This is a genomic window from Streptomyces sp. NPDC000410, assembly GCF_040300305.1.
Taxonomy (GTDB): Bacteria; Actinomycetota; Actinomycetes; order Streptomycetales; family Streptomycetaceae; genus Streptomyces.
In genome coordinates this window covers 62,370-82,044 of sequence record NZ_JBEPDM010000024.1, presented here as the reverse complement: position 1 = coordinate 82,044, position 19,675 = coordinate 62,370, and the positions used below count along the sequence as shown (strand labels likewise).

General features: G+C 71.9%; 21 protein-coding genes. 10 read left to right on the top strand and 11 right to left on the bottom strand.

The genetic code is table 11. The features are described from left to right. Nucleotides 1-13 precede the first annotated feature (13 nt). Complete coding sequence (locus ABT342_RS23270) at nucleotides 14-982, top strand: hypothetical protein (protein WP_351577023.1); 969 nt, start codon at nucleotides 14-16, stop codon at nucleotides 980-982. Here the strand turns inward: ABT342_RS23270 and ABT342_RS23265 are convergent. From ABT342_RS23265 to ABT342_RS23255, 3 genes are all read right to left on the bottom strand, one after another. Further along, nucleotides 958-1,653 (bottom strand): L,D-transpeptidase, encoded by a 696-nt coding sequence (locus tag ABT342_RS23265; RefSeq protein ID WP_351577020.1) that lies wholly within the window; start codon nucleotides 1,651-1,653, stop codon nucleotides 958-960. The two genes, ABT342_RS23270 and ABT342_RS23265, sit on opposite strands and share 25 nt — an antisense overlap. A gap of 221 nt (nucleotides 1,654-1,874) precedes the next feature. After that, on the bottom strand, nucleotides 1,875-2,423 hold the full coding sequence (locus ABT342_RS23260; RefSeq protein WP_351577017.1) for a hypothetical protein: 549 nt from the start codon (nucleotides 2,421-2,423) through the stop codon (nucleotides 1,875-1,877). A 66-nt stretch (nucleotides 2,424-2,489) separates the two neighbouring features. After that, a complete protein-coding gene (locus ABT342_RS23255) occupies nucleotides 2,490-3,008 on the bottom strand; it encodes a hypothetical protein (protein ID WP_351577014.1) in 519 nt (172 codons plus the stop codon). Between the two features lie 133 nt (nucleotides 3,009-3,141). Here ABT342_RS23255 and ABT342_RS23250 point away from each other — a divergent pair, with 133 nt between their 5' ends. Further along, entirely contained in the window at nucleotides 3,142-3,828 is a 687-nt protein-coding gene (locus ABT342_RS23250; protein WP_351577011.1) for a TetR/AcrR family transcriptional regulator C-terminal domain-containing protein, read from the top strand. A gap of 161 nt (nucleotides 3,829-3,989) precedes the next feature. Beyond that, nucleotides 3,990-5,360 (top strand): FAD-binding oxidoreductase, encoded by a 1,371-nt coding sequence (locus ABT342_RS23245; protein ID WP_351577009.1) that lies wholly within the window; start codon nucleotides 3,990-3,992, stop codon nucleotides 5,358-5,360. An 11-nt stretch (nucleotides 5,361-5,371) separates the two neighbouring features. Here ABT342_RS23245 and ABT342_RS23240 read toward each other — a convergent pair whose 3' ends face one another. Continuing rightward, a complete protein-coding gene (locus ABT342_RS23240; RefSeq protein WP_351577007.1) occupies nucleotides 5,372-5,872 on the bottom strand; it encodes a hypothetical protein in 501 nt (166 codons plus the stop codon). Between the two features lie 291 nt (nucleotides 5,873-6,163). Between ABT342_RS23240 and ABT342_RS23235 the strand changes: the two genes are divergently transcribed. Beyond that, the gene (locus ABT342_RS23235) at nucleotides 6,164-6,841 is read left to right on the top strand and encodes a flavodoxin family protein (protein WP_351577096.1); all 678 of its coding nucleotides are present in this window, start codon (nucleotides 6,164-6,166) and stop codon (nucleotides 6,839-6,841) included. A gap of 33 nt (nucleotides 6,842-6,874) precedes the next feature. Here ABT342_RS23235 and ABT342_RS23230 read toward each other — a convergent pair whose 3' ends face one another. Then, on the bottom strand, nucleotides 6,875-7,816 hold the full coding sequence (locus ABT342_RS23230; RefSeq protein ID WP_351577004.1) for an endonuclease/exonuclease/phosphatase family protein: 942 nt from the start codon (nucleotides 7,814-7,816) through the stop codon (nucleotides 6,875-6,877). Between the two features lie 43 nt (nucleotides 7,817-7,859). Continuing rightward, nucleotides 7,860-9,689, bottom strand: coding sequence for a serine/threonine-protein kinase (locus ABT342_RS23225; RefSeq protein WP_351577000.1), 1,830 nt, complete (start codon nucleotides 9,687-9,689; stop codon nucleotides 7,860-7,862). A gap of 248 nt (nucleotides 9,690-9,937) precedes the next feature. Between ABT342_RS23225 and ABT342_RS23220 the strand changes: the two genes are divergently transcribed. Continuing rightward, the gene (locus ABT342_RS23220) at nucleotides 9,938-10,615 is read left to right on the top strand and encodes an HNH endonuclease family protein (protein ID WP_351576997.1); all 678 of its coding nucleotides are present in this window, start codon (nucleotides 9,938-9,940) and stop codon (nucleotides 10,613-10,615) included. Between the two features lie 152 nt (nucleotides 10,616-10,767). Continuing rightward, nucleotides 10,768-12,033: an NAD(P)/FAD-dependent oxidoreductase gene (locus ABT342_RS23215; protein ID WP_351576994.1), complete on the top strand. Its 1,266-nt coding sequence runs from the start codon at nucleotides 10,768-10,770 to the stop codon at nucleotides 12,031-12,033. Between the two features lie 58 nt (nucleotides 12,034-12,091). Here the strand turns inward: ABT342_RS23215 and ABT342_RS23210 are convergent, their stop codons facing one another. Then, nucleotides 12,092-13,048 carry a GlxA family transcriptional regulator gene (locus ABT342_RS23210; protein WP_351576991.1) on the bottom strand — a complete coding sequence of 319 codons (957 nt, stop codon included), beginning with the start codon at nucleotides 13,046-13,048 and terminating at the stop codon, nucleotides 12,092-12,094. A 105-nt stretch (nucleotides 13,049-13,153) separates the two neighbouring features. Between ABT342_RS23210 and ABT342_RS23205 the strand changes: the two genes are divergently transcribed. Next, nucleotides 13,154-13,747 carry an MBL fold metallo-hydrolase gene (locus tag ABT342_RS23205; protein WP_351576988.1) on the top strand — a complete coding sequence of 198 codons (594 nt, stop codon included), beginning with the start codon at nucleotides 13,154-13,156 and terminating at the stop codon, nucleotides 13,745-13,747. Here ABT342_RS23205 and ABT342_RS23200 read toward each other — a convergent pair. Beyond that, nucleotides 13,744-14,487: a GbsR/MarR family transcriptional regulator gene (locus tag ABT342_RS23200; RefSeq protein ID WP_351576985.1), complete on the bottom strand. Its 744-nt coding sequence runs from the start codon at nucleotides 14,485-14,487 to the stop codon at nucleotides 13,744-13,746. The two genes, ABT342_RS23205 and ABT342_RS23200, sit on opposite strands and share 4 nt — an antisense overlap. A gap of 224 nt (nucleotides 14,488-14,711) precedes the next feature. Between ABT342_RS23200 and ABT342_RS23195 the strand changes: the two genes are divergently transcribed. Then, entirely contained in the window at nucleotides 14,712-15,743 is a 1,032-nt protein-coding gene (locus tag ABT342_RS23195) for a hypothetical protein (RefSeq protein ID WP_351576982.1), read from the top strand. A gap of 25 nt (nucleotides 15,744-15,768) precedes the next feature. On the opposite strand, the gene ABT342_RS23190 is transcribed toward ABT342_RS23195, so the two are convergent. After that, on the bottom strand, nucleotides 15,769-16,410 hold the full coding sequence (locus ABT342_RS23190) for a response regulator (protein WP_351576979.1): 642 nt from the start codon (nucleotides 16,408-16,410) through the stop codon (nucleotides 15,769-15,771). 10 nt (nucleotides 16,411-16,420) lie between these two features. Beyond that, entirely contained in the window at nucleotides 16,421-17,416 is a 996-nt protein-coding gene (locus ABT342_RS23185; protein ID WP_351576976.1) for a sensor histidine kinase, read from the bottom strand. 163 nt (nucleotides 17,417-17,579) lie between these two features. On the opposite strand from ABT342_RS23185, the gene ABT342_RS23180 reads away from it, so the two are divergent. Beyond that, complete coding sequence (locus ABT342_RS23180) at nucleotides 17,580-18,143, top strand: hypothetical protein (RefSeq protein WP_351576974.1); 564 nt, start codon at nucleotides 17,580-17,582, stop codon at nucleotides 18,141-18,143. An 83-nt stretch (nucleotides 18,144-18,226) separates the two neighbouring features. Here ABT342_RS23180 and ABT342_RS23175 read toward each other — a convergent pair whose 3' ends face one another. Next, entirely contained in the window at nucleotides 18,227-18,697 is a 471-nt protein-coding gene (locus ABT342_RS23175) for a GNAT family N-acetyltransferase (RefSeq protein ID WP_351576971.1), read from the bottom strand. Between the two features lie 256 nt (nucleotides 18,698-18,953). On the opposite strand from ABT342_RS23175, the gene ABT342_RS23170 reads away from it, so the two are divergent. Then, nucleotides 18,954-19,550 carry a hypothetical protein gene (locus ABT342_RS23170; RefSeq protein ID WP_351576968.1) on the top strand — a complete coding sequence of 199 codons (597 nt, stop codon included), beginning with the start codon at nucleotides 18,954-18,956 and terminating at the stop codon, nucleotides 19,548-19,550. Nucleotides 19,551-19,675 lie beyond the last annotated feature (125 nt).

Sequence of the window (19,675 nt, the reverse complement as noted above, 5' to 3'; positions counted from 1 at the left end):
GAAGGAGCCCGCCGTGAACGAGCGGGAAGTCTCACTCCCCCGTTCCCTCCTGAGGTCCATACTCGCCGACCCCAGGCACCTGCCCGAGCTGCTGGCCCGGTTCGCCGTCCGGCACATGGGCCCGCCCGCGGGCCGGAGCGTGGCGCGGCTGCGCGAGGACCGTCCGGACGCCGATCCGGGCGTCCTGCGCGCGCGGGTGGTCTCCCGGGGCATGCACGCCACCGTCACGGAGGGAGCGTTCGTCGGAGGGCCTTTCCTCGTCTTCATCCCTGTCGCGTTCTGCGCGGCGGCACTGCGCCAGGCCCGGACGATCCTGGAACTCGCCGCACTGGACGGGCGCGACGCGACGGACCTGGAGCGGGCAGCCGAGCTGCTCGTCGTCCAGGGTGTGTACGGGGACACGGACCAGGCCCGGGAGGCATTGACCCGCACCCCCGCGAAGCCGGCGCGGGCGGCGAAGAAGGGCGGTACCCGGCTGACGGCGCTGTGGGACGTCACGACGCGCATGGCACGGCTGCTGGGGCTGGTCACCCCGGAGCGGCCGGAGGGCCCGCCGAGCCTGTGGAGCCGGATCGGCGCGTGGACGCTGCTCGTCGCGGTCCTGCTGGTGGGCATGGTCGCGCCCCTGGTCTGGCTCCCCTACATGGCGGTCTCGTACCAGCGGGCCACCGCCCAGCTCCTGGCCCGCGCCACGGTCTTCTACTTCGGCGGCACGGCGGTCACGCCGCGCCGCCGGTCCCGGCTGAACCCCGCCCAGCTGGGCGGGGCCCTGCGAGCCGTGGCCACTCTCCTGGTGCCCCTGGGCCTGATCCTGCTGACCGTGGTCATGGACATCCGCCTGGCCGGGAGCACCTGGCCCGTCCTCGGCATCGCCCTGATCTCGGCGTCCGTCGCCGTGGGCGCGCTCTGGTACGTGCACCGGTGGCGCTCCCGGCGGGGGCGGGACCAGGACCGGGATCAGGTGCCGGGCTTGCGCCCGTAGACGAACACCTCGTCGCCGTTGCGGAGCAGGCTCCAGTACTTGGCGGCGTCGGTCCTGGTCATGTTCACGCAGCCGTGCGAGCCGGGCGGCGCCCAGACGCTGATGCCGACCGAGTGGAGGGCCTGACCGCCGTCGAAGAACTGGCTGTACGGCATCGGCACGTCGTACAGGCTGGACACGTGGTCGATGTTGCGCCAGTAGACCTTCTTCAGACCGGTGCGGGTCTCGTACCCGTCACGGCCGGTGCGCACCGGGACCGGCCCGTACACGAGCTTCTTGCCGTCCTGGATCCAGCTGAGCTGGAGCGTCAGGTCGACACAGGCGATGCGGCCCTTGTTCACCGGGCACTTTCCGGCCTTGTCCGGGGTCTTCCCGACGGCCTTCTGCTTGTTCATGAGATCCATGACGCCCCAGGTCACGGGGCCCGCCAGCCCGGCGTTCGGGCTGATGGAGTGCTTCGTCTGGAAGGCCTGGATCGCCTTGCAGTCGGCGGCCGACTGCTTCCCGTCCACCGGGCGGCCGAGGAACTTCTCGACCTGCTTCTGATACGCCCCCGTCTGCGTGGTGCACGAAGCCGCCTGGGCGGTCGTGGTCCCCATGGTCAGGGTGAGCGGAACCACCAGCGCGGTGATCCCGAGTGCGACGACTCCTCGTCGGCGTGTGTCCCCCACTGCTGTCGGCTCCTATCCGCGCATGGTGTGAATTCCGTCTGATAGACGGCGGCGGGGGTGCGGTCGTTGTATCCGGAATGAAGACAATTCGGTAACAGCCGCCCCAGGGCACTCCTGACAGCAAGGAAGCCCCGGGCCGTCGGCCTGGGGCTCTCTGCGGGGCTCTGCGGAGTGGGGGACGTACGCGCCCCGCGCTGTCGGTGTACGTATCAGCCGGAGTGTCAGCCGAAGTACGCGCCGGCCGCCGGAGTCGACAGCAGGATGATGACGAGGACCGAGCCCAGCGTCGCCAGCGGGAAGCGGACCAGGACCACGGGGCGCAGCCAGGACGGGAGGGCGGAGTTCGCGGCGGCGATCACGGCGCGGGCGTCGATGTTCCGGACGGCGTCGTCGTCGGACCTCTTGAAGGCGGCGGCGGTGTACTGGGTGGCGAACACCTGGCCGGCGGTGATGAAGCCGACGACGACCAGGACGAGCGGCTCGATGATCCACGACAGGAGGCGGCCGGTGCCGCTCGCCGCGAGGTTGAGCGAACCGAGGGCTGTCAGGATCGCGCAGATGGACAGGGCGAGCGCGAGCTCCCAGGGCTTCTCCCTGAACCGGATCCCGTGCCGCTCCAGGACCGCGGCCGGGTGCCCCTGCCGGTGCATCTCCCGCTCGGCGGCGAGCTGGGCGGCGCCTCCGTGGATCCAGGCGGCGATCGGGATGATGAGGAAGGTCACGGCGAGCAGGACCTGCAGGGCGATGGCGATGGCGACGGACAGAGGCATGATCGGGTCTCCTCGGCAGGTGTGAGCGGCGGGGCGTGGGTGGGGGAGCGGGGTTTTCCGGCCGGATCAGGCGACGATCGTGGCCACCAGGGCGAGGGCCGAACCGGCGAACACGACGGTGTGGCGGACGTTCTGCAGGATCCAGGTCCAGGAGGGGAAGGCGTTCTCGGCCGCCTTGAGGAAGGCCGCGACGTTGATGCGCAGCAGCATCGGGTCGCCCTTGCGCTTGAAGGCGGCCTCCACGCCCTTCACGGCGGTGAGGTTGCTGTAGAGGATGGCGACGTTCCCGAGGAACACGATCGACGAGAAGATCCAGGTCAGCAGGTGACCCCAGTCGTTGCCGGCGAGGTTGAGCCCGGCCACGGCCACCATGACCGCGGAGACCGAGACGGGGACCACGGTCTCGTGGCCGCCGGCGTCGAACCGCAGGTTGTTCTCCGCGAGGACGGTGACGGGCACGCCCTGGCGCGTCAGTTCCGCCTCCGCGGCCGCCTTGGCCTTCGCCCCGTAGCGGGCACGCACCACCGGGATGCTCAGGAAGGCGGCGGCGACGAGCAGCTGGAGGATGGCGGCGAAGGTGTTCATCGGGGTCTCCTGATCGGTCCGGCGAGCGACTTGCACTGTGTTCAAGTAAGACGTTAGACCATCACTTGAACGATGTGCAAGTGATGGTTTGAACTTTGTGCAAGTCGCTCTGGTGTGGCCTATGGTGAGGGGCATGCCCCGCGACACACTCACCCGGGAACAGATCGTCCGCACCGCCGTCGAGCTGCTCGATGCCGACGGCCTCGAAGGCCTCAACATGCGCCGCCTCGGCCAGCTGCTGAACTCGGCTGCCACGGCCGTCTATTGGCACGTCAAGAACAAGGACAACCTCGTCACCCTCGCCGGCGACCGGATCTGGGACGAGATCAAACTGCCCGATCTCGACACGGTCGACTGGCGCACGGCGGCCACCTCCATGGCCACCGACCTGCACGCCATGTTCACCAGGCACCCCTGGTTCGTGCAGGCGTTCGCCTCGCACCTCTTCTACGGCGTCGGCAAGGCGCGCCACGACGACCACAACCTCGCCGTGTACGAGGCGGCCGGATTCGTCGGCGCGGAAGCGGACCAGGCAGCGGCCACCGTCTTCACGTTCGTCCTCGGCAACGCGACCGGCGACGCCGCGACGGCCTCACTGACCAGGCGGCTGAGCCGTGACGGCGGCAACGCGGAGGACGCGCTCCGGGACGCCATGGGCCAGGCCACCGAAGTCGCGATGCAGTTCCCGCGGCTGCGCAGCAGGCTCGAAGGGGCCGCCGCCGCCGAGTACGCCGCCGCGCCCGAGGACACCTTCGAGTTCGGCCTCCAGGCCCTCTTCGACGGCCTCGAGAACCGCCTGGCCGCGCGCCGCCCCTCGTAGGGCGGCCCCGGCGCGCGCCGGGGCCGCCCGTCGTCGCACCGGCGTGCCTGGCCGTCGAGTTGAGGCTTCCCCCCATCGGCGTAGCCTGGAATGTGGGCCTGTCCAAGTGGCGAGCCCGGCCCGTCCAAGCGACAAGCGATGTCGCACGAGGAGCGATGGCCATGGGCAATCCCTCGATGGAAAAGCTGCGGGAACGCGTGCGCGGGGACGTCATCACCCCCGACAGCGATGCCTACGACGAGGCACGCACGGTTCACAACGCCATGATCGACCGGCGTCCGGCCGCCGTCGTACGGTGCGCCAACGCCGGAGACGTCATGGCCGCGGTCGACTTCGCGCGCGAGGGCGGACTTGACCTGGCCGTGCGCGGCGGCGCGCACAGCGTGCCCGGCTTCGGCACCTGCGACGACGGCGTCGTCGCCGATCTGTCCGGCATGCGAGGGGTGCGCGTCGACCCCGGACGGCGGACGGCGCGCGCGGAAGGCGGAGCGACCTGGGGCGACTTCAACGCGGCGACGCATGCCTTCGGGCTCGCCACCACCGGCGGGATCATCTCCACGACCGGCGTCGGGGGCCTCACCCTCGGCGGCGGCATCGGATACCTGGCCCGCGGGCTGGGGCTGAGCTGCGACAACCTGATCTCGGCCGATGTCGTGACCGCGGACGGGCAGTTCCGCGTCGCGAGCGAGGAGGAACACGACGACCTGTTCTGGGCGCTGCGCGGCGGCAGTGGCAACTTCGGCGCGGTGACCTCCTTCGAGTTCCGGCTCAGCCCGGTCGAGCACATCTACGGCGGACCGATCCTGTTCGAGCTGGAGCACGCCGGCGACGTACTGCGCGGGTTCCGCGAGATCATCGCCGACGCCCCGGAGCAACTGGGCGGGTTCCCAGCCTTCCAGATCGCCCCGCCCCTGCCGTTCATCCCGGAGGACCGGCACGGCCAGCCCTTCTCCCTGATCGTGGCGTGCTGGGCCGGCCCCCTCGACGAGGGCGAGCGTGCCGTCCAGGTGTTCCGCGACCTGGCCCCGGTGGTCGCCGAGCACGTCGGGCCCATGCCGTATCCGGCGCTCAACAGCGCCTTCGACGTGCTGGTGCCGCCCGGTCTGCAGCACTACTGGAAGGCCAACTTCGTGACCGAGCTCAGCGACGCGGCGATCGCGGCGCACCTGGAGCACGGTCCGCATGTACCCGTCGTCAACTCGACCGTCCACATCTATCCCATCAACGGCGCCTGCCACCGGGTGGCGCCGGACGCGACGGCCTTCGCGTACCGGGACGCCGCGTTCGCCACGGTCATCGCGGGCATGTGGCCCGATCCCGCGGACAACGAGGCCAACATCGCCTGGGTGCGCGGCTACTACGAGGCGACCGCACCGCACTCGGAGGAGGGCGGCTACATCAACTTCATGGCCGAGGACGACCAGGACCGCATCCGGGCCAACTACAGGACCAACTACGACCGCCTCGTCGAGGTCAAGAGGGCCTACGACCCGGGCAACCTCTTCCACGTCAACCAGAACATCAAGCCCTAGGGGGACGCCCCCTAGTGCTTGACCAGGACCTTCGCGGCGACGAGGACCAGCCCCAGAACGAGGTTGACGGCAGCGGTGACGGCGATCAGACGGCGGGTGGCACTGGCCTTCACCACCGTCACGGTGCCCCAGATCACCTGCTCGGCGAGGGCGACGCCGAGGGCCAGCCACACGGTGTCGCTGTCACCGAGCCCCAGGAGGGGGCTCACCGCCACGGCGGCGGCCGGTGGGACCGCCGCCTGGACGAGCGGCCATTCCTTGCGTGCCTCGTGGCGGACGATCTCCCACGACAACGCCTGATGGGCCAGCCGGTCGCCCACGAGGCGGACGTAGACGTGCGTGATCCAGAAGACCAGGCCGGTGGTGAGCAGCATGACCACGAGCTGGACCCGGGGGAAGGAGCCCGTCGTTCCCGCTGTGGCGATGACCGAGGCGGCGAGGAGCGAGCCGTAGATCGCGCCGGCGTAGTCCCGCGCGGTTGCCTCTGCCGGTTCGGTACGGCGACGTGTCATCCCCTCAGCATGCCGGGAGGCACCAGCCCGACGACGTCACCGCGCCCGGCCCGGTCGCGACCCCCGCGGTACCGGCCGCCGATGGCCGAGCGCGCGGGCCGGTCCACCGCTTCCGGCCGTGGGCGTTCGGCCGTCGGAGTGCTCCATGGGCGCGGGCCGTGCCGAAGCGGCCGCGCCGGCCGCCCGGCCCGCACGATGGACGGCGTCGCACCGCCGTGAACGGCACGGCGGCAGGATCCAGGAGCGCTCGTGACCGTCCACCCGCCCGCCCGTTACGACGACCTGCGTGCGATGTTCGTCAACTGCACGCTCAAGCGCTCTCCCGACGTCAGCAACACCCAGGGCCTGATCGACAGGAGCCGTGAGGTGATGGAGTCGAACGGCGTCACGACCGAGCTCGTACGGGCCGTCGACCACGACATCGCGACCGGCGTCTGGCCGGACATGACCGAGCACGGCTGGGACCGCGACGAGTGGCCCGCGCTGTACGAGCGTGTGATGGCGGCCGACATCCTCGTGCTGGCCGGGCCGATCTGGCTGGGGGACAACAGCTCCGTCATGAAGCAGGTCATCGAGCGGCTCTACGCCTGCTCGTCGCTGCTCAACGACCGGGGCCAGTACGCGTATTACGGGCGCGTCGGCGGCTGTCTGATCACGGGCAACGAGGACGGTGTGAAGCACTGCGCGATGAACGTCCTCTACAGCCTCCAGCATCTCGGCTACACCGTCCCGCCACAGGCGGACGCGGGCTGGATCGGTGAGGCCGGCCCCGGGCCCTCGTATCTCGACCCGGGGTCCGGCGGGCCGGAGAACGACTTCACCAACCGCAACACCACCTTCATGACCTGGAACCTGATGCACCTGGCCGCCCTGCTCAAGCAGGCGGGCGGCATCCCGGCCCACGGCAACCAGCGCTCCGAGTGGGACGCCGGCTGCCGCTTCGACTTCCCCAACCCCGAGCACCGTTAGGTCCGGTCCGGCAGATCCGGCCATCCGGCTCGTTCAGAGCCGGATCCGGCCGGCGACGGGCAGGTGGTCGCTCCCCGTCGCCGGAAGCGACCAGACGTGGGTGACGGTCGCGGCCCTGGTCATGATCTGGTCGATCCGGGCCACCGGGAACGCCGCCGGCCAACTGAACGCGAAGCCCGAGTCCGGCGCGGCCATCCGCGAGCCGACCGGGTCAAGCCCGCGGTCGTCCACCGTGCTGTTGAGGTCCCCGAGCAGAATCACCCGCTCCAGCGGCTCAGCGCCTATCGCCCGGCCGAGCAGAGCGGCACTCTCGTCCCGCCACGCCGAGGCGAACCCCGTGCGCGGGCCGAGGCGGACCGAGGGCAGATGTGCCACGTACACGGCGACATCGCCCCGTGGTGTTCCGGCGGTCGCCCTCAGCCCGCGGCTCCAGCCCTCCCTCGTGCGCTCCGGCATGCTCGGCGGACTGATGTCCACGGCCCGTACGCCGGTGAGGGGCAGCTTCGACCACAGTCCGACCGTGCCGACGACCGCGTGGTGGGGGTAGTCGGCCGCCAGCGCCGAGGCGAAGGCCCGCGCATGGGAGGGCGTCAGCTCCTGGAGGGCGATGAGGTCGGCGTCCGCCCTCAGCAGGGCACGTGCGGTGCCGGCCGGATCCGGGTTCTCGTCGCTGACGTTGTGCTGCAGTGCCGTGATGTCGTACGACGCGCCGGACGGCGGCAGCAGCAGGCCGCCGAACACACCGAGCCAGGCCGCCGCGGGCAGCAGCACGGCGGACAGCGCGGCGACCGAGCGGCGCAGCAACGCCACGCACGTCAGGAGCGGGACGGCCAGACCGAGCCAGGGCAGAAACGTCTCCAGAAGGCTGCCCGCGCGTCCGGCCGTATTGGGTACGGCGGCGTGGAACAGCAGCAGACACGCGACGAGTACGGCGAGCGCGACGAGCAGGCGCTCCGTACGTGCTGCCTGCCTCATCGTTCGCACACCGCCTCACCTGAACGCCGCACACCCAGAGCCGCTAGCAGCGGCCGAGTGTGCCGCTCCCCTTGTTGGTCTTGTCGGCGAACACCCAGCCCTCGGTCTCCGTGCCCTGGATACGGGCGTAGATCCACTTGTTGCCATGGGCATTGGTGACGTAGCAGTGGTAGTAGACCTTCACACCGGACTTGACCGCGGTCACATAGGAGCACTCCGCGTACGGCCCGGTGTAGAGGTGGGAGTTCTGGGACAGGTACGCGTAGCCGTCGCTGTTGTTCTGGCGGGCCCAGCCGGTGCAGCCCGTCGACACCGGAGTCGGCTCCTTCACCGTGGCGCTGGGCGTGGCCTTGGGGGGAGCGGTCGGATCCGTGGCCGGCTCGTCGGCGTCGTCGCCGGGCGCCGGCGTGGGACCCGGTTCCGGCTCCGTGTCCTTGTCCGTGTCCTTGTCCTCGCGTTCCTCCGTCTCCTGCGAGGCGGACGGCGACGAGGACGTGCCGGAAGGAGAGGCGGACGACGGGGTGTTGCTCCCGTGCGGCTGGTGGCTGCCCGCCGAGGGACTGGAGCCGGGGGACGTCTCCCCCGAGGCGTTCGGGGTCGTACCGCCCTGCTGGGAGGTCAGGGCGTAGGTGATGCCGCCGGCGGCGAGGACCACGGCGGCGGCCGACGACGCGATGAGGGTGCGGCTCCGGGTCCGGCGCTGTGCGCGACGGAGTGCGGTGCGGGTCGTTTCGGGGGCGGGGACTCCAGCGGGGACTCCGGCGGGGCCCGCGACCGGCGCGCCGTGCTGCGGAACGGTGTGCGGCTGGCCCTGCTGCGGGTAGCCGGCGTACGGCTGGCCCTGCGGCGGGTAGCCGGTGTACGGGGGCTGCGCGGACGGCTCCTGGAACGGCGTCGCGGGACCGAACCCGGGCGGCGGCGTCGGGATGGTGGCCTGCGTGGGCACATGTGCGTGGCCCGGCGGCGTGAGTGTCACCGTGCCGCCCGTGGCCACCCGCTCCAGCATCTCGCGCGCCTGGTCGGCGGTCGGCCGGCTCTCCGGCTCCTTCGCCATCAGCGCCTGCAGCACCGGCGCGAGCGGCCCCGCCCGGCGGGCTTCCGGCAGGGGCTCGGTGACGATCGCCGACAACGTGGACCACGCGGACGTACGGCGGAACGGCGACGTGCCCTCCACCGCCGCGTACAGCGTCATGCCGAGCGACCAGATGTCCGACGCGGGGCCGGGCTCCCTGCCCTGCGCGCGCTCCGGCGGCAGATAGTCGAGGGAGCCGACGAGCTGGCCGCTCTGCGTCAGCTTGGCCATCGCGTCGTCGCCGGAGTCCATGGTGGCGATGCCGAAGTCGGTGAGCACGACCCTCCCCCAGCCTCCGGCCGGGGGGACCCCCATCTCGCTTCGCTCGCCGTGCTCCAGAAGCACGTTTCCCGGCTTGACGTCCCGGTGCAGCACACCGACCCGGTGCGCGGCGTCGAGCGCGTCCATCAGCTTGGCGCCGATGGCGGCGGCTTCGTGCGGCTCGATCGCGCCGCGCTCCGTCAGTACGTCGTCGAGCGAGGGCCCCTCGACGAGTTCCATGACGATGACCGGCAGGCCCTCCTCCTCGGTCACGTCGTGCACGGTGACCACACCGCTGTGCCGGATCCGGGCGGCGGCCTGCGCCTCGCGCTGCATCCGGGTGCGCAGGTCGGCGAGGTCGGACGCGGAGGCGTCGGTGTACGCCCGCAGGACCTTGACGGCGACCTCTCGGTTGAGCAGTTCGTCCACCGCCCGGCCGACCACTCCCATGCCGCCGCGCCCGAGCATGGCGGTCACCCGGTAACGCCCTCCGAGCACCTTCCCTATCAGCTCGCCGCCGCTTGTTTCCCCCGTCGCCACCGCATGCTCCGATCCGTAACGCTTCGTCAATTCATGACCTGGCCCGGTCAAGCGTAGGGGTAGGGCGACGGGGGAGGAGCGGCGGCCGGGGCCGGGCGCCGCGGTCGCGCGGGAGGGCGCGACCCACCGGCCTTCTGGACACCGTCCGGTCCCCTGCCCGGTCTCCGGGGTGAACTGAGGCGTCCATCTGGCGCACTCGTTCGAGTCGATCATCTCGAACGAGTTAATGGCCGCCAACGCTGCTGTGCGTGATCAAGAACCTCATGCGCGCTGCCACGGCGGCCGCGCTGGCGGTCCTGCCGCTCGCGTCGCCCGCCCCCGCCCATGCCCACGCCCCCGCCCCCGCCGTCGAGACGCTCCTCCTGCCCGCCGCGGTCGAGGCGCTCCCGGTCGCCGTCGAGGTACGGGAGGGCTACCAGCGCACCAGCTTCAAGCACTGGAACGCCGGCAAGAACCCGTCCGACGGGTGCAACACCAGAATGGAAGTCCTGCTCCACGAAGCGGCCGAGAGTCCGGAGGTCCTCCCCGGCTGCAAGCTCTCCGGCGGACTCTGGTGGTCGTACTACGACAACAAGTGGCTGACCTCCGCCTCCGCCCTGGACGTCGACCACCTGGTGCCGCTCGCCGAGGCCTGGGACTCCGGAGCGTCCCAGTGGACCGCGGGGCGCCGCGAGGCATACGCCAACGACCTCGACGAAGACCGCTCCCTCGTCGCCGTGTCCGCCGCCTCGAACCGCAGCAAGGCCGACAAGGACCCGGCCGAGTGGCTGCCGCCGTCCCTCGACGTGAGGTGTCGCTACGCCTCGGAGTGGATCGCCACCAAGCTCCGCTGGGGACTCACCGCCGACACCACCGAACGCGAAGCCCTCCGCCAGCTCGCACCCGGCTGCCCCGGCTACAGCGTCAGCTACGCCCCCGCGCCGTAACCAGGACGTGGCCCGCCCTCGCCGAGGGCGGGCCGCCCCCCCGGCCCGGCATGCGCAGCAGTTGGCCGCGACACGTCCGGGCGGGTCTCGACATGCGGACGCCTCTCCCGCAAGGCTGGGGCCGATTCCCTTACCTTCACGAGGAGTTGGGCATGAGTACGAGTTCAGCGGGCACGGCGGCGGGCGGCGCCGGGAGTGACTCCCCGTACGTGATCGTCGGCGCGTCTCTCGCCGGAGCCAAGGCGGCGGAGGAACTGCGTGCGGCGGGGCACGCGGGCAGGATCGTCCTGATCGGCGACGAGAGCGAGCTCCCGTACGAGCGGCCGCCGCTGTCCAAGGGGTACCTGCTCGGCAAGGACCCCCGGGACAAGGCCTACGTCCAGGAGAAGCCGTCGTGGTACGACGAGCACGGGATCGAGCTGCGCCTCGGGCACACCGTCACCTCGATCGACCCCGCCGCGCACACCGTCACCCTCGACGGCCGCGAGACGCTCGGCTACGCCAAGCTGCTGCTGACCACCGGCTCGACGCCGCGCCGTCTGCCGGTGCCGGGCGCCGATCTCGACGGGGTGCGCTATCTGCGCCGGCTGGAGGACAGCGACCGGCTGCTCGCCGACTTCCGCGCCGGGTCCCGCGTCGTGGTGATCGGGGCCGGGTGGATCGGGCTGGAGACGGCCGCCGCCGCCCGGGAGCACGGCTGTGCGGTGAGCGTGGTCGAGATGGACTCGCTGCCGCTGCGCGCCGTCCTCGGCGACGACGTGGCCGCCCTCTTCCGCGACCTGCACATCAGGCACGGCGTCACCTTCCACCTGGGCACCGAGGTCGCGGAGATCACCGGCGAGGGCGGCAAGGTCACCGGAGTCCGGCTCACGGGCGGCGACGTCCTGGACGCCGACGTGGTCGTCGTCGGCATCGGCATCACCCCGAACTCCGCGATCGCCGAGGCCGCCGGGCTCGAGGTGGACAACGGCATCCGCACCGACGACACGCTGCGCACCTCCGACCCGGACATCTACGCGGCCGGTGACGTCGCCAACGCCTCCCACCCCGTCCTCGGCCGCAGCATCCGGGTCGAGCACTGGGCCAACGCCCTCAACCAGCCCAGGACCGCCGCCCGCGCGATGCTCGGCGAGGACGTGTCCTACGACCGGATGCCGTACTTCTTCACCGACCAGTACGAGCTCGGCATGGAGTACACCGGCTATGCCGCGCCCGGCGCCTACGACCGCGTGCTGTTCCGGGGCGACCCGTCCGGCGGGGAGTACATCGCCTTCTGGATCGGCGAGGGCCGCGTGCTGGCCGGGATGAACGTCAACGTCTGGGACGTCACCGACGCCATCAAGGAACTCGTGCGCTCCGGCCGGACGGTGGACCCGGAGCGGCTGGCCGATCCGTCGGTCCCGCTCGACAGCCTGTAGGGGCTCCGCCGTCGGCGCGTTGCGACGGTCGCCCGCCGCTCCCTCAATCGCGTGCCGACTACGGCGTGCGGGTGAAGGAGCGGCGGTAGGAGCGGGGCGGTACGCCCCGGCGCCGTACGAACTGCGCGCGCAGGACGGCCGCGCTCCCGAAGCCGACCAGGCGGGCGATCTCCTCGACGGGCAGGTCCGTGGTCTCCAGGAGTTCCTCGGCGCGGCTGAGCCGCAGGCCGAGCAGCCAGGCGTGCGGGGTGGTGCCGGTCGCGGCGGCGAAGCGGCGGGCGAAGGAGCGCCTGCTCATCAGGGCCCGGCGGGCCAGCTCCGCGACGGGAAGCGACTCGTGGAGGTGCTCACGGGCCCAGGCGAGCACATCGGCGAGCCGGTCGTCGTCGCAGTCCTCGGGGGCCGGGGTGGCCAGGTACTGGGCCTGTCCGCCGTCGCGGTGGGACGGCAGGACCAGGTCCCGGGCGATGGCGTTGGCCGTGGCGGCGCCGTACTCCCGCCGCAGGAGGTGCAGGCACAGGTCGAAGCCGGCGGCGGCCCCCGCGCCCGTGGCGATCCGGCCTTCGTCGATGTACAGGGCGTCGGGTTCGACGGTGACGTCCGGGTGGCGTTCGGCCAGCAGGCCCGCGAACCGCCAGTGCGTGGTGGCGCGCCGCCCGTCGAGCAGTCCGGCCGCGGCGAGCGCGAAGGCGCCGACACAGTGTCCCGCGACCAGCGCGCCGCGCTCGTGCGCGGTGGTCAGCGCATCGAGCACGGCGGGTCCCGGCGGGGTGCGGAAGTCCGCCCAGGGCAGGGCGATCACCAGGTCGGCCGAGGCCAGCCGGTCCAGTCCGTGCTCGACCACGAGCGGCAGCCCGACATCACTGCGGATCCGTCCGGGCCGTTCGGTGCACAGGGCGAAGTCGAAGCGGGGCAGGTCCTGGCCGCGCGCGTCGAAGACCTCGGCGACGATGCCCGCTCCGAGCATCCCGACACCGGGAGAGGCGTAGGCGGCGACGGTCACGAAGGGGGGCATGCGGGCAGTGTGGCACGCGGCTCGATTTCCGCGAGGCACGATTCCTGCGATCGGTGGCAGCACGGCCACTCGTGAAGGAGGGCCCTGCGCAGAAGACTTGGGGCCATGACAGACGCACCGTTCGGCCGCAGCGCCACGTACACGATCCTGACCACGGGCTACACCCTCTCCACCGGCCCGGGGGTGGCCGCCACCGTCTCCTACGTCGGCGACGGGGATCGCCACGTGATCGTCGACCCGGGCATGGTGGCCGGCCGCGAGCGGATCCTCGGGCCGCTCGCGGAGCTGGGGCTCGGCCCCGACGACATCACCGATGTGGTGCTCAGCCACCACCATCCGGACAACACCATGAACGTCGGCCTCTTCGGCGTGGCTCGCGTCCACGACCACAAGGCGATCTACCGGAACGACCAGTGGACCGACCGCGACGCCGAGGGCTACGAACTGACCCCGTCGCTCAGGCTGATCCGCACCCCGGGACACAGCCGCGAGGACATCACCCTGCTGGCGGGCACGGACTCGGGTGTCGTGGCCTTCGTGGGTGACCTGTGGTGGCGCCCCAACGGCCCGGTCGAGGACCCGGTCGCCCCGGACCACGAGACGCACCTGGCCTCCCGGCTCCGGGTACTCGCCGCCGCGGACCTGATCGTGCCCGGCCACGGCGCCGCGTTCCCGGCGGACGACACCGCGCCCCGCTAGCGGTGCTGGGCACGGCCGGGGGAGTGGTCCTGGCGCCACTGCTCGGCGGCTTGCAGCATGGCGCGCCCGACGTGCTCGAAGAAGTCGCCGATGTCCCGCAGCCGGGCGCCGGCGGGGCTGGTGACGCCGAGGGTCTCGGCGCCCGTACGGGCGAAGTCGGCGAGTGCGGTGTTCTGGCGGGCACTCGCCGTCCAACTGCGGAACCAGGCGTCCGCGTCGATGACGTAGCGGTCGCGCCGTCGGCGCGGGTCACGCTCACGGCGGATCAGCTCCTGCTGTTCGAGTTCGCCGATGGCCTTGGAGACGGAGGCCGGGCTGACCCGCAGCCGTTGGACCAGGTCGGCGGCGGACAGGCTGCCACTGTCGGTGAGGTAGAGGCAGGCCAGCACGCGGGCGGTCATACGGGGGAGCCCCGTGCCGATCACGATCGCGGTGAACTGCTCTTCGAGCGCACGGACTTCACGGTCCGGGTCGCCGCCGGGCGGCTGCTCCGATGCCGGGCCACCGGCAGGGGCGGGGGCCGGGACCGGAGTTGGTCTACGCCGGCGAGCACGTTCCTGGGTGGCGCGTTGCGCCTGGTCGGCCTGATAGCCGTCGGGGCCGCCGTTGCGCGTCACCTCCCGGGTGATGGTGGACAGCGGTCGCTCCAGCCGGCCCGCGATCTCGGTGGGGGTGAGCCCCGCGGCCAGTCCCTCGGCGATTCGCCGGCGGTCCTGGTGGGTCAGCCTGCCTCCGGGCATGGGTGTGGCCTCCTGTCGTCGCGGGTGAACAGTCTTACGTTCACCCTCATCTCATTGCAAGTCGCGAGTGAACGTATTGCATTCGTCGCCATTGTCATTGCAAGTATCCTTGCAAATCTCCTTGTGTGCTGGGGATTTCGATGGGCGATGTGCGTTGACGAATATATAAACGCAAGCTAGCTTTCACTCAGAAGTAAACGCTGATCGCCACAGGGGGACCCACGATGACGCTGCCCGATCCCACACGCTCCACCTGGCGCACCGCTTGGCGCGACTGGCACCGCCCGCTGATGCTCTGCGCCGCCCTGATGACGGCCCTCATGGTCCTCTGCGGTGTCGGAACGGCCGTGGACGGCCGGACCCTGCTGGGCGAGTCGGTATGGGTCAAGCCGCTGAAGTTCTCCTTCGCCTTCGCCCTCTACGCCGCCACGCTGGCCTGGCTGCTGAGCAGGCTGGACCGAGGAAGACGCCTGGCCCGGTGGGGCGGTACCGTCCTCGCGCTCGCCGTGGCCGCCGAGGTCGGCGCCATCACTCTGCAGGCCGCGCGCGGCACGTTCAGCCACTTCAACGCCGACCAGGGCGACCCGATCACCCTGGCCCTGGTACCGGTCCTCAGCCTCGGTGTCATGGTCATCGTCATCGCGCAGCTGGTCGTCGCCGTCGTCGTGCTGATCCAGCGCACCGGCGGCAAGGACCTGAACCGGGCGATCAGCGCCGGACTCGGACTCGCGATCGCCGGCATGCTCATCCCGGTCTACTGGATGGTCGGCGGGATCCACCCCCGTACCGTCACCGACGCCAACGGCACCGCCATCCCGATGTACCAGGGCCACGGCATCGGTGACCCCGACGGCCACGGCATGCCCCTCACCAACTGGAGCGTCACCGGCGGCGACTTCCGGGTCCCGCACTTCTTCGCCCTGCACGGCATCCAGGTCCTGCTCCTGCTCACCTTCGTGCTGGCAGCGCTCTCGGCCCGGCACATCTGGCTGCGGGACGAGCGGGTCCGTGCCCGGCTGGTGGGCAGCGCCGCGCTCGGCTACTCCGTCCTGGTCGCGATCGTGACCTGGCAGGCCGCCCGCGGCCAGTCGCTGATCCACCCGGACACCGCGACCCTCGCGGCACTCGCCGCGACGCTCCTGCTCACCGCCGCCGCGACGGTCGCCGTCGTCGTCGCGGCCCGAAGGACCGCCGCCTCCGCCGCCGTCTCTGCCGCGACTCCACCTGCCGCGCAGCGTCAGGTGACGACGCGCTGATCCGCTCGGGGCGGCGACGCCGGGCCTACTCCGGTCCCACCACGCCGTGTTCCCAGGCCCACGCCGCGATCCCCACACGGTTCCGTGCCCCGAGTTTGGCCTGCACGTTCGCGATATGGGTCTTCGCCGTCCCCGCGCTGATGAACAGCTCCGCACCGATCTCGGCGTTCGTGTGCCCCCGCGCCACCAGCCGTACGATCTCGAGCTCCCGCCCCGTCAGGACCTGCGCGGCCGTCGTGGACGCCTTCACCTCGGGACCCGACAGCCGGCTCAGCAGCCGCACAGTGATCTGCGGGCTGATCAGCGTGTCCCCGGCCATCGCCGCCCGGACCCCCTCGATCAGCAGCGCCGGCCCGGACCGTTTCAGCAGGAAGCCGCAGGCACCGGCCCGCAGCGCGGTGTGTACGTACTCGTCCAGGTCGAAGGTGGTCACCACCACGACCCGGCTCTGCGGGGACAGCAGCCGGGTCACCTCCAGCCCGTCCAGGCGGGGCATGCGGATGTCGGTCAGCACGACGTCCGGGCGCAGTTCCCGGGCCAGCGCCACCGCGCTCTCCCCGTCCGCGGCCTCCCCCACCACCGTCATGTCCGGCTGCGAGTCGAGGATCAGCCGGAATCCGCTGCGGATGTCCTCTTGGTCGTCGGCTATCAGGATGCTCGTGGTCACGGCATCATGATCACCCTTGGGTGGTCCCGTCCGCAGGGAAGACCGCCGAAACCCGCCAGCCGCCCCCGTCGGCGGGGCCCGCGCCGAGCGTGCCTCCCGCGGCCTCCACCCGCTCCCGCAGCCCCGTGAGCCCCGTGCCGCCCGTGTGCCGGCGCCGGGCGAGACGGTTCCGCGGGCCGCGCGGGGGCGCGGTGTTGGCCACGGCCAGCTCGATCCCGGCCGGGCTCCGGCGCAAAGCGACCCGCACGGTGTGCGCACCGGGTGCGTGCCGTCGTACGTTCGTCAGTGCCTCCACCGCCACCCGGTACGCGGCGGTGTCCGCCTCCCGGGACAGGGCGCCGAGCGCCTCCTCCTCGGCCTCCAGGACCCCGCCCTCGAACCGGCCCACGAGCTCCGCCAGTGCGCCGAGCCCGGGGGCGGGAGCCGCAAGGCCGCCGCCCGCTTCCCGCAGGGCGTGCACCGTCCGGTCCATCGAGTCGAGCGCGCTCAGCCCCGCCGCCTCGATGCGCTCCAGGGCGCGTACGGCCTGACGCGGATCCGTACCGGCGACGAACCGGGCCGCCTGCGCCTGCACCACGATGGCGCTCACGTCGTGCGCGACGAAGTCGTGGAGATCCCGCGCCAGTTCCAGCTGCTGGTCGCGCCGGGCGTCCCGGACGGCCCGCCGGGTCCGGGCCGCCTGCCGGCGCAGGTGGCCTCCGACGGCGACCGCCCCCAGGGCGGGCAGCGCCCAGAACGCCGCCGCCCCGCAGGCCTCCAGCCACGACCCTCCCTGGTCCCGCATCAGCGGGGCCGGCCACAGCGCCACCGCCACGATCCCCAGGACTCCCGCGGAGCTCCCGGACCGGGCCGGCGACCAGCGCGCCACCAGCGCCAGCAGCGGCAGCAGCAATGCCAGCCCCGCCAGGGACCACTCGGCGGGTACACGGGCGAGCGAACCGGCGATGGACAGCGCGGCGGCGCCCGCCAGCACCGGGGCGTAGAGGTATCGCGGAAGCACGGTCATGGGCGCGACCCTACGAGCGCCCCGGCCGCCGCGGCATCCCCCGTTCGGCAGAGTCCGGCCGCCGCCCCGGCCCCACGGTCCGCCGTTCGGCCAATGGTCCCCGAAGGGTGCGCGGAAGGAGCCTTGGAACACCACCAACCGCCTCCCGGACAGGACTTGGACGATGGCTACGACCACACCCGTAACGGCCGCCACCCCGCTCCCCGCGCTCGCCACCGTGCCCGGTGTCTCGCGCACCGCCCGCTGGGCCGCCAGGGGCGCCGCCCTCACGCTCGTGCCGACCGGGCTGTGGCGCACCGCCATCGCCTTCGGAGTGCCCTCGGGGTTCAAGGAAGGCGATCTGCTGCACGTCAGCAACTACCCGGGCCCGTACTCCTTCTACATGATCGGGCTCAGCGTCTTCGCCGAGCTGGTCGGCCTGCTCGCCCTCGGCCTCGTCCAGCGCTGGGGAGAGGTCCTGCCCCACTGGGTGCCGTGGCTCGGCGGCCGCCGCATCCCGCCCCTGGCCGCCGTCATCCCCGCCGCCACGGGCGCCGTGCTGGTCACGCTGATATCGGTCTCGGGGGCATTCCACTGGAACGCCCCCGACAACATGGGCGGCGAACTCACCCCGACAGGCCTCGCCCGGTGGGTCATGACCGCCAGCTACGCGCCCCTGCTGCTGTGGGGTCCGCTGCTGGCCGTGGCCACGGTGGCGTACTGGCGGCGCCGTCGGATCCACGGCTGACCGGCGTCGCCTTCACGGCTGACCGGCGTCGCCTTCACGGCTGACCGGGTCGGCTCCACGGCCGACCGGCGGAACGTGCGAGCTCACCCGGCGGGGAAGGTGAGCCGCAGAACGATCTCGCCGTCGTCGATCTCCCCGGTGGGCTCGAACCCGAACTTCCGGTAGAAGGGCCACGGTTCGCCGTCACCGGGCTCGTAGCTGGTCAGCAGCTCGGTGGCGCCGTCCGCGCGCACCAGGGCGGCGATCTGCGTGAGCGCCTCTCGGCCGATGCCTCGCCTCTGGTACCGCTTGTCGACGAGGAGGCGCCAGATGAAGTGCCTCCCCTTGAAAGGCCCGGCCGACGGTTTCCACGCCAGCATCACGAAGCCGACCGGCTCGTCGCCACGGTATACGGCGCGGTACCAGGGATTGGCCTCCGGCGTCTTGGCCGCCTGCTTGAGCGACTTGGACACCGACGCGACGAACTGCTTCTGGTCACGTCGGACGCGGAGGGCACGGACGGCCTCCCGGTTGTCGTCGGTGATCTCCCGTAGGTGCACGTCCGGGGACTTCATGCCACACCCCTTCCCGCATCCGGCAGCTGTGCCGTCCGGACCGGCGCGGAGGGCTCGTACACGTGGTCAAGGACGCCGGACCGGACGTCTTCGCAGCGTATTCGACAGAGGCGAGCCGCGGCGGGACTGGCACGCCGGGCTGTGGTCCCTCCCCACTCGCCGCCATCCGGGCGGGACCCCCGGCCCGTACGGCATGGCACCCAGGGCCGCGGTGCTCCGCGGGGGGATGCTGATGACTCCCCCCGCAGGAGGGTCCGTGAGTGATCCCAGCCCCCGAGTGACCCCGAGACCGGCACCCGCCGTAGCAGGCGAGGGCGATGCCCTGCCCGCTCCCGGGGTCATCGGCATCGGACTCGCCGCGGTGCTGACGTTCGCGCTCGCCCAGGGCTCGTGGCAGTGGTTCGCCACGTTCATCGGGGTGACACTCCTCGCGGTGATGCTCGCCTTCCAGCGACGGGCGGTGTGGTCGCCGGACATCCGCTCGCCGTACATGCGCGGCCTGGTCGCGTACGCCCTGGTCGTCGGCCTGTGCGTGGCCGTCGCGCTCGCCCCCCTGCTGCAGCGCCAGGCCTGGCTGTTCCCGATGCCGGGCACGCGCGGCGACTGCGAGCTGCTGGGCAGGTACGAGGCCCTCCATACGGAGGCCGAGCTGGGGAACCTGGCCGGCGGTGACGGCGCGGCCCTGGCGTTCGCCCAGGAGGCGCAGTCCCGTCAGGCCGTCGCCGAGTGCCTGGCGGCCACGACGACCCTGTGGCTGCCCCTGTACGGGGTGGGCGTGGCGGTGCTGGTGGGAACGACCGCCTGGTTCCGCGACCGGGCCCGGGCCCGGGGCCGTACGGGCTCCGTCGGTTAGGGAAGCGTGGTGATGCGGCCCGGGAGGGCGGCCGAACTCCTGGAGCACGCTCTACCGCCGCGTGAGGGCCACGTCGAAGGAGCGTCCCGCACCGTCAGTACCAGCGGACATGGCCGGCCGCGCCC

Excerpts from the sequence above, each read along its gene's own strand:
- ABT342_RS23260 (WP_351577017.1), bottom strand. The coding sequence starts at position 2,423 with ATGCCTCTGTCCGTCGCCATCGCCATCGCCCTGCAGGTCCTGCTCGCC.
- ABT342_RS23255 (WP_351577014.1), bottom strand. The coding sequence starts at position 3,008 with ATGAACACCTTCGCCGCCATCCTCCAGCTGCTCGTCGCCGCCGCCTTC.
- ABT342_RS23250 (WP_351577011.1), top strand. The coding sequence starts at position 3,142 with ATGCCCCGCGACACACTCACCCGGGAACAGATCGTCCGCACCGCCGTC.
- ABT342_RS23245 (WP_351577009.1), top strand. The coding sequence starts at position 3,990 with ATGGGCAATCCCTCGATGGAAAAGCTGCGGGAACGCGTGCGCGGGGAC.
- ABT342_RS23240 (WP_351577007.1), bottom strand. The coding sequence starts at position 5,872 with ATGACACGTCGCCGTACCGAACCGGCAGAGGCAACCGCGCGGGACTAC.
- ABT342_RS23235 (WP_351577096.1), top strand. The coding sequence starts at position 6,164 with ATGTTCGTCAACTGCACGCTCAAGCGCTCTCCCGACGTCAGCAACACC.
- ABT342_RS23230 (WP_351577004.1), bottom strand. The coding sequence starts at position 7,816 with ATGAGGCAGGCAGCACGTACGGAGCGCCTGCTCGTCGCGCTCGCCGTA.
- ABT342_RS23215 (WP_351576994.1), top strand. The coding sequence starts at position 10,768 with ATGAGTACGAGTTCAGCGGGCACGGCGGCGGGCGGCGCCGGGAGTGAC.
- ABT342_RS23210 (WP_351576991.1), bottom strand. The coding sequence starts at position 13,048 with ATGCCCCCCTTCGTGACCGTCGCCGCCTACGCCTCTCCCGGTGTCGGG.
- ABT342_RS23205 (WP_351576988.1), top strand. The coding sequence starts at position 13,154 with ATGACAGACGCACCGTTCGGCCGCAGCGCCACGTACACGATCCTGACC.
- ABT342_RS23200 (WP_351576985.1), bottom strand. The coding sequence starts at position 14,487 with ATGCCCGGAGGCAGGCTGACCCACCAGGACCGCCGGCGAATCGCCGAG.
- ABT342_RS23195 (WP_351576982.1), top strand. The coding sequence starts at position 14,712 with ATGACGCTGCCCGATCCCACACGCTCCACCTGGCGCACCGCTTGGCGC.
- ABT342_RS23185 (WP_351576976.1), bottom strand. The coding sequence starts at position 17,416 with ATGACCGTGCTTCCGCGATACCTCTACGCCCCGGTGCTGGCGGGCGCC.
- ABT342_RS23180 (WP_351576974.1), top strand. The coding sequence starts at position 17,580 with ATGGCTACGACCACACCCGTAACGGCCGCCACCCCGCTCCCCGCGCTC.
- ABT342_RS23175 (WP_351576971.1), bottom strand. The coding sequence starts at position 18,697 with ATGAAGTCCCCGGACGTGCACCTACGGGAGATCACCGACGACAACCGG.